The 14,315-nt window shown below is 41.8% G+C and carries 14 protein-coding genes; 10 read left to right on the top strand and 4 right to left on the bottom strand.

Annotated features, from left to right (window positions below):
• Nucleotides 1-254 precede the first annotated feature (254 nt).
• From A9Z07_RS14205 to A9Z07_RS14195, 3 genes are read left to right on the top strand one after another with little or no spacing between them, the layout of a single operon-like run.
• Nucleotides 255-1,496, top strand: a complete 1,242-nt coding sequence (locus tag A9Z07_RS14205) for a cupin-like domain-containing protein (protein ID WP_069579496.1) — start codon at nt 255-257, stop codon at nt 1,494-1,496.
• Between the two features lie 49 nt (nt 1,497-1,545).
• On the top strand, nt 1,546-2,427 hold the full coding sequence (locus tag A9Z07_RS14200; protein WP_069579494.1) for a DUF6502 family protein: 882 nt from the start codon (nt 1,546-1,548) through the stop codon (nt 2,425-2,427).
• Between the two features lie 2 nt (nt 2,428-2,429).
• The gene (locus A9Z07_RS14195; protein ID WP_069579492.1) at nt 2,430-3,140 is read left to right on the top strand and encodes a hypothetical protein; all 711 of its coding nucleotides are present in this window, start codon (nt 2,430-2,432) and stop codon (nt 3,138-3,140) included.
• 341 nt (nt 3,141-3,481) lie between these two features.
• Here the strand turns inward: A9Z07_RS14195 and A9Z07_RS14190 are convergent, their stop codons facing one another.
• Nucleotides 3,482-4,591 carry an endonuclease/exonuclease/phosphatase family protein gene (locus A9Z07_RS14190; RefSeq protein WP_069579502.1) on the bottom strand — a complete coding sequence of 370 codons (1,110 nt, stop codon included), beginning with the start codon at nt 4,589-4,591 and terminating at the stop codon, nt 3,482-3,484.
• A gap of 188 nt (nt 4,592-4,779) precedes the next feature.
• On the opposite strand from A9Z07_RS14190, the gene asd reads away from it, so the two are divergent.
• From asd to truA, 5 genes are all read left to right on the top strand, one after another.
• A complete protein-coding gene (gene asd / locus A9Z07_RS14185) occupies nt 4,780-5,898 on the top strand; it encodes an aspartate-semialdehyde dehydrogenase (RefSeq protein WP_004774257.1) in 1,119 nt (372 codons plus the stop codon).
• Nucleotides 5,899-6,039: 141 nt separating this feature from the next.
• Nucleotides 6,040-7,500 (top strand): FimV domain-containing protein, encoded by a 1,461-nt coding sequence (locus A9Z07_RS14180; RefSeq protein WP_069579491.1) that lies wholly within the window; start codon nt 6,040-6,042, stop codon nt 7,498-7,500.
• A gap of 61 nt (nt 7,501-7,561) precedes the next feature.
• A complete protein-coding gene (locus A9Z07_RS14175) occupies nt 7,562-8,806 on the top strand; it encodes a FimV domain-containing protein (RefSeq protein ID WP_069579489.1) in 1,245 nt (414 codons plus the stop codon).
• Between the two features lie 44 nt (nt 8,807-8,850).
• The gene (locus A9Z07_RS14170) at nt 8,851-9,819 is read left to right on the top strand and encodes an asparaginase domain-containing protein (protein WP_171258982.1); all 969 of its coding nucleotides are present in this window, start codon (nt 8,851-8,853) and stop codon (nt 9,817-9,819) included.
• 15 nt (nt 9,820-9,834) lie between these two features.
• Entirely contained in the window at nt 9,835-10,632 is a 798-nt protein-coding gene (truA, locus tag A9Z07_RS14165) for a tRNA pseudouridine(38-40) synthase TruA (protein WP_004774249.1), read from the top strand.
• A 65-nt stretch (nt 10,633-10,697) separates the two neighbouring features.
• On the opposite strand, the gene A9Z07_RS14160 is transcribed toward truA, so the two are convergent.
• On the bottom strand, nt 10,698-11,705 hold the full coding sequence (locus A9Z07_RS14160; protein ID WP_004774248.1) for an AraC family transcriptional regulator: 1,008 nt from the start codon (nt 11,703-11,705) through the stop codon (nt 10,698-10,700).
• 230 nt (nt 11,706-11,935) lie between these two features.
• Between A9Z07_RS14160 and infA the strand changes: the two genes are divergently transcribed.
• Nucleotides 11,936-12,157 carry a translation initiation factor IF-1 gene (infA, locus tag A9Z07_RS14155; RefSeq protein WP_001284370.1) on the top strand — a complete coding sequence of 74 codons (222 nt, stop codon included), beginning with the start codon at nt 11,936-11,938 and terminating at the stop codon, nt 12,155-12,157.
• A 72-nt stretch (nt 12,158-12,229) separates the two neighbouring features.
• Here infA and A9Z07_RS14150 read toward each other — a convergent pair whose 3' ends face one another.
• Nucleotides 12,230-12,601, bottom strand: a complete 372-nt coding sequence (locus A9Z07_RS14150) for a lysozyme inhibitor LprI family protein (protein ID WP_069579487.1) — start codon at nt 12,599-12,601, stop codon at nt 12,230-12,232.
• A gap of 152 nt (nt 12,602-12,753) precedes the next feature.
• Here A9Z07_RS14150 and A9Z07_RS14145 point away from each other — a divergent pair, with 152 nt between their 5' ends.
• Nucleotides 12,754-13,164, top strand: a complete 411-nt coding sequence (locus tag A9Z07_RS14145; RefSeq protein ID WP_004774243.1) for a hypothetical protein — start codon at nt 12,754-12,756, stop codon at nt 13,162-13,164.
• A gap of 50 nt (nt 13,165-13,214) precedes the next feature.
• Here the strand turns inward: A9Z07_RS14145 and leuB are convergent, their stop codons facing one another.
• Nucleotides 13,215-14,294 carry a 3-isopropylmalate dehydrogenase gene (leuB, locus tag A9Z07_RS14140; protein WP_004774241.1) on the bottom strand — a complete coding sequence of 360 codons (1,080 nt, stop codon included), beginning with the start codon at nt 14,292-14,294 and terminating at the stop codon, nt 13,215-13,217.
• Nucleotides 14,295-14,315: the final 21 nt, after the last annotated feature.

Below are 14,315 nucleotides of genomic sequence, written 5' to 3'. Positions count from 1 at the left end.
CGGTGTAGGCGTTGGAGTTGGTGTAGGCGTTGGTTTGGAATCAGAATCATTATCCGAGCCACACCCGACCAGTACAGCACATGTCACGCTTAATGCCAGTTGTGTCCATATTTTTTTCATTATTTTACCCTCTGTGTGATTTTTTCACATAAATTACGTGTGAAAATTTAACACTTTTATGCTTGAGTGCAAATATATTTCTGCGTAAATTAATAACGAAAGGTCAAAAATATTTTTACTCATGGTCAGAATGTATGGATGCACAAGATAACTTAGCCAGACAATTCAGTGCCTTACCAAAGGAATGGCAGATCTGGCTAGAAGAAAATTTAGAACGTGGCTGTAGCCCCACTGATTTAGTCAATATTTTGCTACGTGAAGGCTTAATTGATCTTGATCAAAACTTCGCAGCTCAAGTACCGCTAGAACCACAGCACGATCATCAACAAGAACAAAATGCACTAGAAAAACAGGCGCAGCTCAGCATTACGTTCAATCAGCAACAGCAAAAATGGCTTGCGCAGGCCGTTTTGAATGGAACAGATCAGGCCTATATTTATCAAACGTTGCAACAACAAGGCTTAAGTGAAATTGATATCACACTGGAATTGGCTCAGCTAAGACAACATCCCTATTTTCAAATCGCCCAAGAACAGCATTTTTTAGTGCGGAAACGAAACTGGTTGCTCAATACTCTCGATTGTTTTGCCCGTTTGAATCCCCAATATCAGCATATTAGCCGCATCACACTTCCCTCTTTCGAGCAATTTATTCAACAATATTACAGTCGAAATTTACCTGTCATTCTCACAGATTCAGTCGCCCATTGGCCTGCCTTACAGAAATGGTCACCTCAATATTTCAAAAAAACAGTCGGGAATCAGGAAGTTGAGGTGCAGTTCAATCGTGAACAAGATCCAATGTTTGAACGCAACTCGATTCAACATAAAACCAAGATGCTGATGCGTGAATTTGTCGAGTTAATTGAACAAACTCCTCACTCTAATAATTTTTATATGACGGCTAATAATGCCAAAGCCAGTCAGTCAAGTTTAGCCACATTATTTCAAGATATTGATCATTTTCATGGCTATACAGATCATGCACAGGTCTATGATCGCAGCTTTATCTGGTTTGGACCGAAAGGTGCCTTTACGCCCCTGCATCATGACTTGACCAATAACATCCTTGTTCAAATCTATGGACGTAAAAAGGTCACCTTAATTCCCGCACTACAAGTGCCAAATTTATATAATGATGTCGCAGTTTTTAGCAAAATTGCTGATCCTAATCAAATAGATGTAGCAAAATCATTTCCAGACTTTGCACTGAGCAGCAAAATCGAATGTATTCTCGAACCGGGTGATGCTTTATTTATTCCTCTCGGCTGGTGGCATTGTGTCGAAAGTCTGGATATTTCCATGAGTGTTTCATTTACTCATTTTAATATCGACAATGGTGGTGCTGAATCATTTCCAACAACCAACTATTGTTAAAATCAGATCACCCCATAATTAATCACGCTTTAACTCTTCAGGTGCTTTAATGGTAAAACCAACAAATCAGGTCATGACCGAAAACGAATTAACAGCGAATGATACGCAAGGTGTTATTGCTCAAGAAGCAGAAACAACCTTGGAAAGTATTTTTCCAATGATGCAGCACATTGCGCGCTGGTTGATTCATTCTGGCGTAGGTTATACCGACTTTGTTGCCGCATTGAAGCCAATTTTTTATGAACAGGCACTCTCAGAATTAGATCGGATTCAACAAAATAAAACAGATTCAGCCGTGAGTTTATTATCAGGATTACACCGTAAAGATGTCAGTGCTTTTCGGCAACAAGCCACCCAAAATACGACCGAGGCTCCCAACTTTGCCATTAGTGTTCCTGCACGTGTCATTGCACGCTGGATTGCACTAGATCTTCCTCATCAGATTCCAGTTTCTGGTGAAGAGAACAGTTTTGAAGCTTTGGTGAAACACATCTCGACAGAAAAACATCCCCGTTCAATTCTATTTGAATTACAACGTTTAGGCGTGGTTGAACAACAAGGACAACAGGTTATCTTGCAGCAAAATAGCTTTACACCAGATAATCAAATGCAGGAAAGTAAAGCCCTATTTTCTGCCAACCTCACAGATCATCTGGCAGCTGGAATTGATAACTTTATTAGCGAAAAACCTTTTACTCATCTCGAACAGGCAGTCCATGCCGAGAAATTAACACCACAGTCGGTTGAGGCACTTCGACAACTTAGTATCGAACTTTGGCAAAATATGGCAAAACAATTATTAAATGCTGCCATTCATCATTGTGAACAAGACCAGAACAAAGCAGATGCAACTTATCAATTTCGATTTGGGGTCTACCAGTACGATACACAGATAAAACTACAAGTGCCTTATATATTTAAGGATAAATAAAAATGAAAACAATACTTTTCCCAAGCATTATTTTAGTTTCAGCGATTGCTTTAACCGCCTGTGGAGAAAATTTTTCTGCTGCCAATGTCAGCTTGGGAGGCAGTGGTTCTGGTACCCAGAAACCCTTACCTGGTGGGGGAAATGGTGGAGGCTCGCATCCCTCTACGGGAGATAAAGGTGAATTTTATGAATATGTCGTCGTAATCCCGCAAGAGACCCAAAGCAGTTGTATGGGGGTGCAACGCAACATGCGTTTTATTGATGCTGAAACCAAAAAACCTTTAACTATAAACTCCCTTCAGAGCTTAGCCACATCCCCCCTGCAAATTGAAATTAGCAACACCACCCCAAATTATGTTTATCAGCTCGTACCGCTGTGCCGTCCGATTGAGTTTCAAGTAGGTGAAACTGTCATGTTTCACGGACAATCATTAAGATGCGCTACAGATCAAGATGAAATACAGGTATTGCGCCCTTATGAAACACGGACTTATGAGCTAGATCTCAGCTTTGCCGAGACTGAACTTCCCTTAATCGTAAACTATAAAGCTTTTTATCGTACTGATTTGCCTAGTATTGGGACAGCGTGGGAAAAATGTGACGCAGCCCAGATCACTGTGCCTATTTATAAGAAACGTATTCCTAAAGAGCCTAAAATTATAGAACCACCGATCACGGTTCCTGAACTACCTGTCGGTGAGAAGCCTGAATAATGCTGATCATGAAAAAATTAAAACCCGAGTCCTGCATCCTGCAAAACTCGGGCAAATGAGGTTGTGCTTTCACGTTATTTTTATTATCTTGCGTCCATCGCATGCATCATATCCATGATGACTGTTCCATCTCAGCGCTGCTTATCCTTAATCGGAAATCCATTCCTGCGTCCTTGTGCTGATGTATTTAGAATAAATCTTTTACGGCTGTAGGACTATTCGTTACAAACTTAAATCTATGTACGAAATAACGTACATTAATTAGCTAAAGTTTAAAATCACGCAATTCCTCAAATCACTGAAATCTAAATAAATCACGTAATTTAATCTTATACAACCCACTATTTATGAGGTTGAGCCAAAGGATCAATGACCTCTTTCTCCTCTTCCTCAGCCTTCTCTATGCCTTCCTGTATCGCCTTTTGAGCTTCCTGTTCATCTTCGGCTGTCTGTTCCAGTGATTCCTGCTGTTGTTCAAATAGACGGTCTGTTTGTAACACCACATAAATCGGAAAATGATCTGAACCGATATGCGATAAGCGTTTCATTTTGACTAAACCAAAATCCGTACTATGAAAGAGATGATCCAGTGACCAACGCAGTAAAGGATAATCAGCATGGAAAGTATTCATGAAATAGCGCCCAACCCGTGGGTCAAGTAAGCCGCTAATACGCTGGAATAAGCGCGTTGTTCTCGACCATGCCACATCATTCAGATCTCCCATCACGATACAGCTCTGATCTAGGTCTTTAATTTGGTCACCCACAATCAAGAGTTCGGCATCTCTTAAAGTTGAGTCTTTCGCCTCAGTTGGACTTGGAGGCTTAGGATGTAAACAGTACAACTTAACCTGTACACCCGACGCTAACGTCAAACAGGTATGAATCGAAGGAATCTCGTCACTTAAGATAAATTTCACTTCGGTGCCATTTAACGGCAAACGGCTATACAGATGCATTCCATATAGATTGTCTAAAGGCACAGGCACACGGAAAGGATAGTCTGCTTCGATTTTGCTCAACGCGTGTTGCCATGCAGCATCCGACTCAAGGGTCAGTACCACATCAGGTTTTAGATTTTCAATATGCGCTAGCAAAAGATGATATTTATCGTTTGGGGTCAGTACATTCGCAACCAGTAATGAAACTTGCTGTTCAGGTTTTAACTGCGCCTTCTTTACTTTTTGAACCTGCTTTTTCCATAACGGCGTATAGGGCAAAACCATTTTGAGTTGATAGGCAATCGCAGCCATTAAACCAAGAAAAAATAGCTCCGTGCTCAAGGTCCAGTCCGATACACCAAATAACATTGCACAAGCGGTCAAAATCCCCAATGCCAAAATTTGTAATCTGGGAAAATCCGCCCCCCGAAACCACCACTCATCTCGAGGGATCAAAGACCAAAATGAAAGCCATATCACCACTGCTGCGCAAATCTGAATCCACATCATGTTCATTTTTCTCTTTGGGATAGCATAGATTTACAATAAAGCTGTAGCTTTATCAATTTTCTATCTAATATAAACAAGATATTCCACTCAATAAACAGGCTGTTTTAGCGAGGTAACGCTTGCAGTTGTGGACGCTTTTGATACACTCAAACCCCTTTTAATTTTTTTACATACCGAGGCACAATGACATGAAAGTAGGTCTGGTCGGTTGGCGTGGGATGGTTGGTTCTGTCCTTATGCAACGTATGGTTGAAGAGAATGATTTTGCTCATATTGAGCCATTCTATTTCTCTACCAGTAATGCAGGTGGTGAAGCGCCTGCATTTGGTGGTAAGACTGCCCCAGCACTTATGGATGCAACGGACATTAAGAGTCTGAAGCAAATGGATGTCATTTTAACCTGTCAAGGTGGTGATTACACATCTGAAGTTTTCCCGAAACTTAAAGCTGAAGGTTGGGATGGCTACTGGATTGATGCAGCTTCTACCTTGCGTATGGCTGATGATGCAATCATCGTACTTGATCCAGTGAACTTGAACGTGATCAAAGATGGTTTAGTGAATGGCACTAAAACTTTCGTTGGCGGTAACTGTACTGTTTCACTGATGCTGATGGGCTTGGGTTCATTATTCCAGAACAATCTGGTTGAGTGGGCTACATCAATGACTTATCAGGCAGCATCGGGTGCAGGCGCGCAAAACATGCGTGAACTGATCACAGGTATGGGCTATCTGTATAACAATACCAAAGACTTACTGGATGATCCTAAATCTGCGATTCTTGATATTGATCGTCAAATTGCAGACTTGCAACGTGGCGAAGGTTTCCCGAAAGCAAACTTCGGCGTGCCATTGGCAGGTTCATTGATTCCATATATCGACAAACAGCTCGAAAGTGGTCAATCAAAAGAAGAATGGAAAGGTCAGGTTGAAACCAATAAGATCCTCGGTAACCAGCAAATTGTTCCAATCGATGGACACTGTGTCCGTATCGGTGCGATGCGTTGTCACTCTCAAGCGATTACATTGAAATTGAAAAAAGATGTGGCGCTGGACGAGATCGAAGACATGATTCGCAACTCTAGCCAATGGGCAAAAGTAGTTCCGAATACACGTGAAGCATCAATGACTGATCTTACCCCAGTTGCAGTAACAGGAACTTTAACTGTTCCAGTGGGCCGTTTACGCAAACTGAATATGGGTAAAGAATATCTAGGCGCATTTACAGTTGGTGACCAGTTGCTTTGGGGCGCTGCTGAACCATTGCGTCGTATGCTTCGTATTCTGGTTGAATACAAGAACGCTTAAGCAAAAATCCCGAAAAATCAAAAGCCGATCACATTTGATCGGCTTTTTTATATCGATGGAAAATGAAGAATTTACAATTCATTTACATCACGGTAATGTATACTTTTTTCTGACCATAACATCACTTTTTCATGGATCGAGATGACTGTTTATAACAAATTAAAAATTGCCATTTTAACCATAATTTCTTCGCAACATCTTTATGCAATTACACTTGATCCATTGCAAATTCAGTCTGCTCCGGGTGAGTTACTTTATGCGGAAATGAGTTTCCATCAAGCTGATATCAACTCGAAATTTGATGTGAGTCTGGCCACGCCTGAAGACTTATTGATGATTGGCGCCGCACATCAGCCCCCTTCAAACCTGAACTTTTTTACACGTCGCAACAATCAGGGAGAAGGTGTCATTGTGATCACCTCTTCCCGTCCAATGACGGATGCTGAACTAAACATCATTATCAAAATCCAAGAAGGCGGTGCTTCTCACTTAAAGCATATTCGACAGTCTATGCGTCAGGCAGCAAAGCCGCCGCTCAGCGCAAAAAGTAATAATGAAAAGTCACTCACACCTAAATTTATTGTCAGTGAAAAAGATATTGCTTTAAACCTGCCTGAAAGCACCCGTTTCAATGTTGCAAACACCCATACCAAAGCGGCTGCTAAACAGGAAACGCTATTAAATGCGCCCTTTGCCTTGCCTCCAGCATTAAAGAAACAGCAACCTTCTGTATCCGAAGCAGCCGCAATATCTGTTGCTGTGCCTGCAAAAATAGAACCCTCTTTAGCAGCACCACTCCAACAAACAGCATCGAATGTAAGTAGCAAAGTAGAGAAAGCAACTGAAGCTCCTGTAATTAAACAGGAAAATATTCAAACGGCACACGCAGCGACACCAGCAACAGAGACCGCTCCACCTGCAAATGAGCTAAAAAATAAGGTATTAAAGTCTGTTGAAGATGGCGAGATAACCAAAGCCCAATATCAGGCCAAAGAGCTTTCAGCACCTGCAAAGAAAAAAGTACCTGTTCAAAGTACGCCAACAACATCAAGTGAAATGGCACAACAACATGTTGTACAACGCAATGAATCCCTATGGAGTATTGCACAACGTATTGCAGGACAAACCCAGCAACCTGTCGCTCAGGTGATGCATCAAATCAAGGCACAAAATGAGCATGCCTTTATTGGAGGCAATGCAAATCGACTCAGACAAGGTTCACATTTGAATTTTAATTTCAGCGCGACAGCAACGCAGCAGAATAAGAATATCAACCAAATCGCGGCTCAAACCCAACGCCCTGCCGCTGCTAAAGCTAAATATCGCTTACAACAGGCGGAAATGTCCTTAGTCGCTGAAAGTAATCAAGATTCAAGTACGGGAAGTGCCAAAAAAGACACATTACAACAAAAAACCAGTGCAGACTTGTCATTAAAAGTTATGACAGCACGGGAAAAAACCGTTACATTACAAAGAAACGTAACACAGTTAGAACTGGCACTGCATCAAAAGGAACAACGTATTCAGCTGTTAAATGCTCGGCTTGCCGAACTACAAGATCAGTTAAAAGCGCAGCAGGAAACTAAAAAGTCAACACGCTAGGTTACGAGAAGATTCTCATAAATTTGCATAAAAGCGGCTCAATCTTTAAGGGGTAAAGATCATGTCAAATATAATCATCGTACTACTGGTCATTGTGCTGGTGGTCGCGATCTTTTTAAAAAAACGTGAAAGTAATCAAGCCAATGCTGCACCAAAGAAAGGTACAGCTAAAACACCGAAAAAATCTGCGACCAAAACAGCTTCACGCACAGCTTTAGTTCGTGAAGAACAAGAACTTACCCCTCAAGTTAGCACTGCAATTTCTGAAAGCCTTCGCCAACAGCTTGAAAAGCAAATAAATAGTGGCAATTTCCAAGCCGCTGAAGCACAAATCAATCAGGCTTTAAAACAAGATAATTCTCAACATGAGCTTTATCTTTTTTTACTTGAGATTCATCTTAAACAGAAAGATGATTTTGCAATTGATCAACTGATCAAGCATGTGCATGCTCTAAAACTTGAAGATATTGCGCAAGCCGCTGAAATCAAACATCGTGAATATCTACAGAATAAACAGCCTGACTCTATTGATTTTAATTCGGCAAGCTTTCGTCAAACACATACGACCACAGAACCTGTCGCTCAAAACAATAGCGCAGATTTCGATGCATTAGTTCAAACACCAGCAGCACAGTCTTTTGACGATTTACAATCTGAATATACGGCTCCTGCGGAAGAAGCCAGAACGGTAGAACCAGCACCTGAAGTACAGCCTTTAGATTTCAACTTTTCATTTGAACAAAAGGAAACGGTTGAACCAGCTCCATCACCAGTTGAAATACCTGAAGCAAAACAAGAACAACCACTTGAGTTTTCTTTTAATCTGGACTCAGCAACACCGAAGACTAAAGAAACCAAAGTTGCAGAAAGCAAGCCAGAATTAGACTTTAACTTTGCGGATTTAGAAGTTGTTCCAAATCAACCTGAAGCCAAACAGCAAAGTACAGAAACCGCACCGAGCCTTGATTTCAACTTTGAACCGTCTCAAGCGCAGGTTGAAGAAAAAACCTCGATTGAAGAAAAGACTGAGTTTTCATTTGAAGCTGTAACACCAGCGCCTGTTGCTGAACCTAAAGTTGAATTTACTCCAGCACCATCTCAAACTTCAGCAAGTCATGATCCACTAGTGCAATCATTCCCTGATTTGCAACAACTGGATGAAGCACAGCTCAATTTGGAACTGGCTGAACAATATGTTGAACTGGGCGCCTACGAATCTGCCCGTGAATTGTTAAAAAACACCTCAGCATTCAATCCAGAGCAACAACAACGTTCAGAAATTTTACTGAATAAAATAGCTTCCTGAATTTGATCAGTCTAATATAAGCAGTCTCTAAGACTGCTTTTTTTATGATGAAAAAAATCGCTTTAATCTATATGGGTGGAACTTTTGGCTGTATTGGCGAACCGTTAATGCCAATGCCAGAACAGGACTTTTTACCACTACTTGGCAAGGTGATCCCACCACATTTACAGGTCGAATGCTTCGCTGCACCCAGTATTAAAGACAGCAGTGCCTGTACTGCAACCGATTGGCTCAAACTGGTCCAACAAATCCAGCAACTACAACTGAATGGCTTCCAGCATTTTGTGATTATTCACGGTACGGATACGCTCAGTTATGCTGCTGCAACACTGGCACGATTCTTAGGCCATTCTTGCCATGCGATTATTACCGGCAGCCAATATCCATTACTGAATATTGAAGGCAATGACACACGCGAGTTTACTGATGCTATCGGTAACTTATATCTGGCTCTAGAGCAGGTATTGAGTTTAGCAAGCGGTGTTTATCTGGCCTTTCATCAACAAATTTTCCATGCCCAAACCACGCTAAAAGCACATACAACTGAGCTGGATGCATTTGTCGGGATCAAGGCAGAGCAAAGTTGCAAGACCACGGCTGATCCTTTTGTCATCCACAATGAGCATATCGAAAAAGCAGCACAGCTGAGCATGCTCAATCTGATGTTACAGCCGATTGCAAAAGAGCAGCTCATTATGCAGTTAAAAAATCTTGTGGCTGCTCCACCTGACTTTCTGGTTTTACAAGGTTTCGGAACAGGCAATATTGCCGTCAATGATGAAATTCTTGCGTTATTTGACGCTTTTTATCAGAAGCAATGTCTGCCAATTATTAGTACACAGGTCACCTTCGGACAGTTGGATCAGCGTTATGCAATCAGCTCATGGATTCAATCTGCCAAAGTTTTGGTCAATGATTGCCATAGCCATGCCGATTTATATGCAAAAGCCCTGCAAATGTATTTAAAATACCCGACCCACGAACAATGGTTCGAACATTGGCATCAACACTAATATTGAGGTTAGAACATGCAACGTTATGCAATTGGTATTGAATTTTGCGGTACTCAATACCGTGGTTGGCAAACCCAACAGGCTGGCGTGATCACTGTTCAGGAAACCGTAGAAAAAGTGCTAAGTACCATTGCCAATGAACCCATCGTGTTACATGGCGCGGGTCGTACCGATGCAGGGGTGCATGCAACCAATATGGTGGCGCATTTTGATACAGAAGCGATCCGTCCAGAACTTGGCTGGATCCGTGGTGCCAACAGTCAACTTCCCAAAGATATTTCCATTCAGTGGATTAAATGCATGGATGAAAATTTCCATGCCCGTTTTAAGGCAGTAGCGCGTCGTTATCGTTATGTGGTGTATAACGCCCCTACTCGCCCTGCGTTGCTATACAAGCAAGTCACGCATCTCTATCAAACGCTTGATGTTCAGAAAATGATTGCGGCTGCATCCAAGTTTGAAGGAACGCATAATTTCGAAACCTTCCGTGCTGCGGCGTGTCAGTCGAATCAACCTGTGCGTCATGTAAAACATTGCCGCTTGTTTGAGCATGGCCGTTATTTAGTTTTAGATATTCAGGCAGATGGTTTCTTACATCACATGGTACGCAACATCATGGGTTGCCTGCTTGAAATCGGTCAAGGCATGTATGACATCGACCATATCGATACCATGTTTGCAGCAGAAGACCGTACCGCTGCCGGTATTACCGCCCCTTCCGATGGTCTCTATTTTATTCAGGCCTATTATCCAGATGAGTTTGAATTACCAAAGATGCCATTAGGGCCTCAATGGTTAAACCTACCTGAATAATGCAATGCACTAAGCACATAAAAAAGCCTGATCGATTTGATCAGGCTTTTTTCATTTTAGACAGTTTAACGCTGTTTACGCTTACGATATTCAACAGGCGTTTCATTGGTCCAGCGCTTAAAAGCACGATAAAAAGTACTTGGCTCAGAAAAACCGGTTAAATACACAATACGTTCTACACTCTCACTGGTATTCGCCAAAAGTTTTTTCGCCAGACGACAACGATAGTCTGAAAGAATTTGCTGGAAGCTGGTATTGGCTTCACTCAGTTGCGTTCTTAAACGACGCGGTGTGATATTCAATTGTGCAGCCACCGTTTCCAGTGTCGTTTCACCACTTTCTAGAGTTGAACCTATCGCACGGCGCACTTCACCGACCAAATCGTATCGCGCAAGTTCCTGTAATTTCTCAATCGCCAGTTGCTCGTGCAATTGCAGTAATTCTGGCTCAGCTTGCCACAATGGATAGTCCAGTACCGCAGCATCAAAATAAAGACGAGTTTCTTTTTGTCCTAAGCTGACCGGACAACCATAAACTCTGAAATATTCATCATCAGCAGCGCCTTCACTGAAATTAAAATCAATGTAGATCGGCTCAAACTGCCCTTCGGTAATAAATTTAAAGAAACGTAAAATGCCAGACATGGCACATTCAGAAAAATGGCGATTGACCAAATTATCCGACCAGAACTGTTCACCATTGGTCAAATAGCAACGACCATCTTCAATAATCAACTTGGCATCAAAAGCATCACTAATCAGACGCTGGTAAGCCAAAGCGCGCTTTAAGCCTTCACCAAAAGTTTCACTACTGATAAATAAGTGTTCAATGACTTGCCCACGGTATAAAGGCAAATGCTCGCCGAGATGTAATCCAATATCTGGATCTTTACTCACGTCCTGTGCCGCAATCCAGAAGGCATTTTGTGCACTCAGTGGCGTTCTCGCATTGGTATCAACCTGATTTAGCGCCACGCCGGCTTTTGTTAAAATCTCTTCGGTTGGTAATCCTGCTTTACGAATTGCCTGATAACCAAAGCGCAATACAACTGATGCATCTGTTAGCTGACCCACGCAGTGCCCTTCCCTGTAGATACGTTATTATGACAATGAACAACAATTTTAGATTAACGTTGATTGACCAAACTGACAACAATATTCTGCTTATTTTGTTAAAAAAAATCCCAAATTGTCCGACAGTTTCTTTCGGTTAATATCTGACAGCCTTACCGCGACTTGATCTTGTAAATTTTAAATAAATTGACTATAATTTGCGCCTTCCCAATTTGATCATCAGGTAGGCTATGGCCAATAAAGAGGAACTCATTGAGTTCGAAGGCGTTGTCACCGAAACGCTTCCTAATACGATGTTCCGTGTACGTTTAGAAAACGGTCACGAAGTTATTGCTCACATTTCTGGTAAAATGCGTAAACACTATATTCGTATTTTGACAGGTGACAGTGTAAAAGTTGAAATGACACCTTATGATTTAACCAAGGGTCGTATCACTTATCGTGCACGCTAAGTCAGATTAGTGAATGCAAAAAAGCCACATCTTTATGTGGCTTTTTTTATTTCAACAGGCCAGAAGCAGAACTTATTCACTTAAGCGTGTAGTTTTACACGCACCCGCTTCACACTCACGTAAGCGCTCTTGTAGCCAGTTGTTACGGTCTTGAGTCATGCTCAAACGACATTGAATATTCGCCGTGCTTTGCAGGTCTTCACTACACTCAACATCGCGATAACGGATCCACGCCAACTGGGATTTCTTTAAAATTTTTTCTTGTGTTTCATTCAGGTATTTGCGTAATAGTTGATAGTTTTTATTTAAATCAGTATCCGCACTCACATAGACTTTATTGGTACAGTAAACATCATCATAACCATTACGTGTCTTATCACAATTATCCGCATAACTTAGTGTCGCCATCACACTACACATCAATCCGAATATTAACCTGTGCATCAAACTTTCCACATCTCTTAACTCTCGGGCTCATCTAAGCATATTTTGCTTCTCTTTAGTATTACCCAAAAGTAGACAAGTTTGTACGTTTTTGTCTTTGTTTGTCTATATCGTTAGAATAGAGAGATGGGCTAAAAATTAAGGAAAATAAAATGGCAAATTATAAAATATATCTGGCTGCTTTCATTTTAGGTTTACAAGGATGCACAACCGCAGGATGGCGATCTGTACAACTGCAAGACTATTTACAGCCTTATGTGGGCCAATCCGCTGACCAGATCCAGCAAAACCTGAACTTACGAAGTTTAGGCTTCCAGACCTTAAAACAGCCTCAGAGAAGCAAAGAGAGTTTAGTTTTTACTGTCCTTCGTCCGATTAATATTCCAGTTCCGATTGCACAGGCTTATGGAGATCCGAGCTCACCAACCAGTGGCTCAGTACGATTAGGATCGATCTCAACCAGCCAGCAATCTTATGATGTGAATTTCTATTGTCATATCATCTTCGAACTGGATCAGCAGCAAATCGCCCGCGCCATACGTTATGAAGGCAAAGCTTGCTAATTCTCCAATAAAAAACGCAGCAATTGCTGCGTTTTTGCTTTCAATACAGATTAGTTCAGCGCAGAAACAACCGCCTCACCCATCGCATCTGTACCCACTTTGGTCATACCTTCAGACATAATGTCGGCAGTACGTAAACCTTGATCCAGAACCTGACCTACAGCATCTTCAATCGCTTTGGCAGCCGCTTCTTCACGGAAGGTATAACGTAGCATCATCGCAACTGACAGCACGGTCGCCAATGGATTGGCAATATTCTGTCCTGCGATATCAGGTGCAGAACCATGACATGGTTCATACATGCCTTTGCCATTTTCATCTAAAGAAGCCGAAGGCAACATGCCAATTGAACCAGTCAACATCGCTGCTTCGTCAGACAGGATATCGCCAAACAGATTACCTGTTACGATGACATCAAATTGCTTTGGTGCACGCACCAGTTGCATCGCTGCATTATCAACATACATATGTGATAACTGAATATTTGAATATTGAGCTTGCTGTAAATCAGTCACCGTTTGCTTCCACAACTCAGTCACTTCAAGTACGTTGGCTTTATCGACCGAACATACTTTTCCACCGCGTAATCCCGCCAGTTCAAAAGCAACCTTAGCAATACGTTTGATTTCGCTTTCTGAGTAAACATCGGTGTTATAACCCTGTTTCTCGCCATTTTCCAGTTCACGAATACCACGCGGCTGACCAAAATAAATCCCGCCTGTTAATTCACGAACGATGAGAATATCCAGACCCGCTACAATTTCTGGCTTCAAACTAGAAGCATCAGCCAATTGCGGATACAAAATTGCTGGACGAAGATTAGCGAATAAATTTAATTCACTACGGATTTTCAACAAACCACGTTCTGGACGAATTGAGCGCTCAATGCTATCCCATTTAGGACCACCCACAGCACCAAGTAGAATGGCGTCGGCTTTTTTTGCTTGTTCACTGGTCACAGCTGGATAAGGTTCGCCATGCGCATCAATTGCTGAACCACCGAGTAAACCATGTTCCCATGTCAAACCTAGATTAAATTTATGATTGACCTTGGTTAAAACCTGTTCCGCTGCAGCTACGATTTCAGGACCAATGCCATCACCCGCTAAAATTAAAATATGTTTAGACATCTACTTTTCCAGTTTTCATAT

Source organism: Acinetobacter sp. YK3, assembly GCF_001729365.1.
GTDB lineage: Bacteria > Pseudomonadota > Gammaproteobacteria > Pseudomonadales > Moraxellaceae > Acinetobacter > Acinetobacter vivianii.
Note: the sequence above shows the minus strand (reverse complement) of the source record. Positions and strands in the feature narration are given on the sequence as shown.

What these genes read in the sequence shown, in the direction of transcription:
- A9Z07_RS14205 (WP_069579496.1), top strand. Translation starts at nt 255, where the DNA reads ATGGATGCACAAGATAACTTAGCCAGACAATTCAGTGCCTTACCAAAG.
- A9Z07_RS14200 (WP_069579494.1), top strand. Translation starts at nt 1,546, where the DNA reads ATGGTAAAACCAACAAATCAGGTCATGACCGAAAACGAATTAACAGCG.
- A9Z07_RS14195 (WP_069579492.1), top strand. Translation starts at nt 2,430, where the DNA reads ATGAAAACAATACTTTTCCCAAGCATTATTTTAGTTTCAGCGATTGCT.
- A9Z07_RS14190 (WP_069579502.1), bottom strand. Translation starts at nt 4,591, where the DNA reads ATGATGTGGATTCAGATTTGCGCAGCAGTGGTGATATGGCTTTCATTT.
- asd (WP_004774257.1), top strand. Translation starts at nt 4,780, where the DNA reads ATGAAAGTAGGTCTGGTCGGTTGGCGTGGGATGGTTGGTTCTGTCCTT.
- A9Z07_RS14180 (WP_069579491.1), top strand. Translation starts at nt 6,040, where the DNA reads ATGACTGTTTATAACAAATTAAAAATTGCCATTTTAACCATAATTTCT.
- A9Z07_RS14175 (WP_069579489.1), top strand. Translation starts at nt 7,562, where the DNA reads ATGTCAAATATAATCATCGTACTACTGGTCATTGTGCTGGTGGTCGCG.
- A9Z07_RS14170 (WP_171258982.1), top strand. Translation starts at nt 8,851, where the DNA reads ATGATGAAAAAAATCGCTTTAATCTATATGGGTGGAACTTTTGGCTGT.
- truA (WP_004774249.1), top strand. Translation starts at nt 9,835, where the DNA reads ATGCAACGTTATGCAATTGGTATTGAATTTTGCGGTACTCAATACCGT.
- infA (WP_001284370.1), top strand. Translation starts at nt 11,936, where the DNA reads ATGGCCAATAAAGAGGAACTCATTGAGTTCGAAGGCGTTGTCACCGAA.
- A9Z07_RS14150 (WP_069579487.1), bottom strand. Translation starts at nt 12,601, where the DNA reads ATGCACAGGTTAATATTCGGATTGATGTGTAGTGTGATGGCGACACTA.
- A9Z07_RS14145 (WP_004774243.1), top strand. Translation starts at nt 12,754, where the DNA reads ATGGCAAATTATAAAATATATCTGGCTGCTTTCATTTTAGGTTTACAA.
- leuB (WP_004774241.1), bottom strand. Translation starts at nt 14,294, where the DNA reads ATGTCTAAACATATTTTAATTTTAGCGGGTGATGGCATTGGTCCTGAA.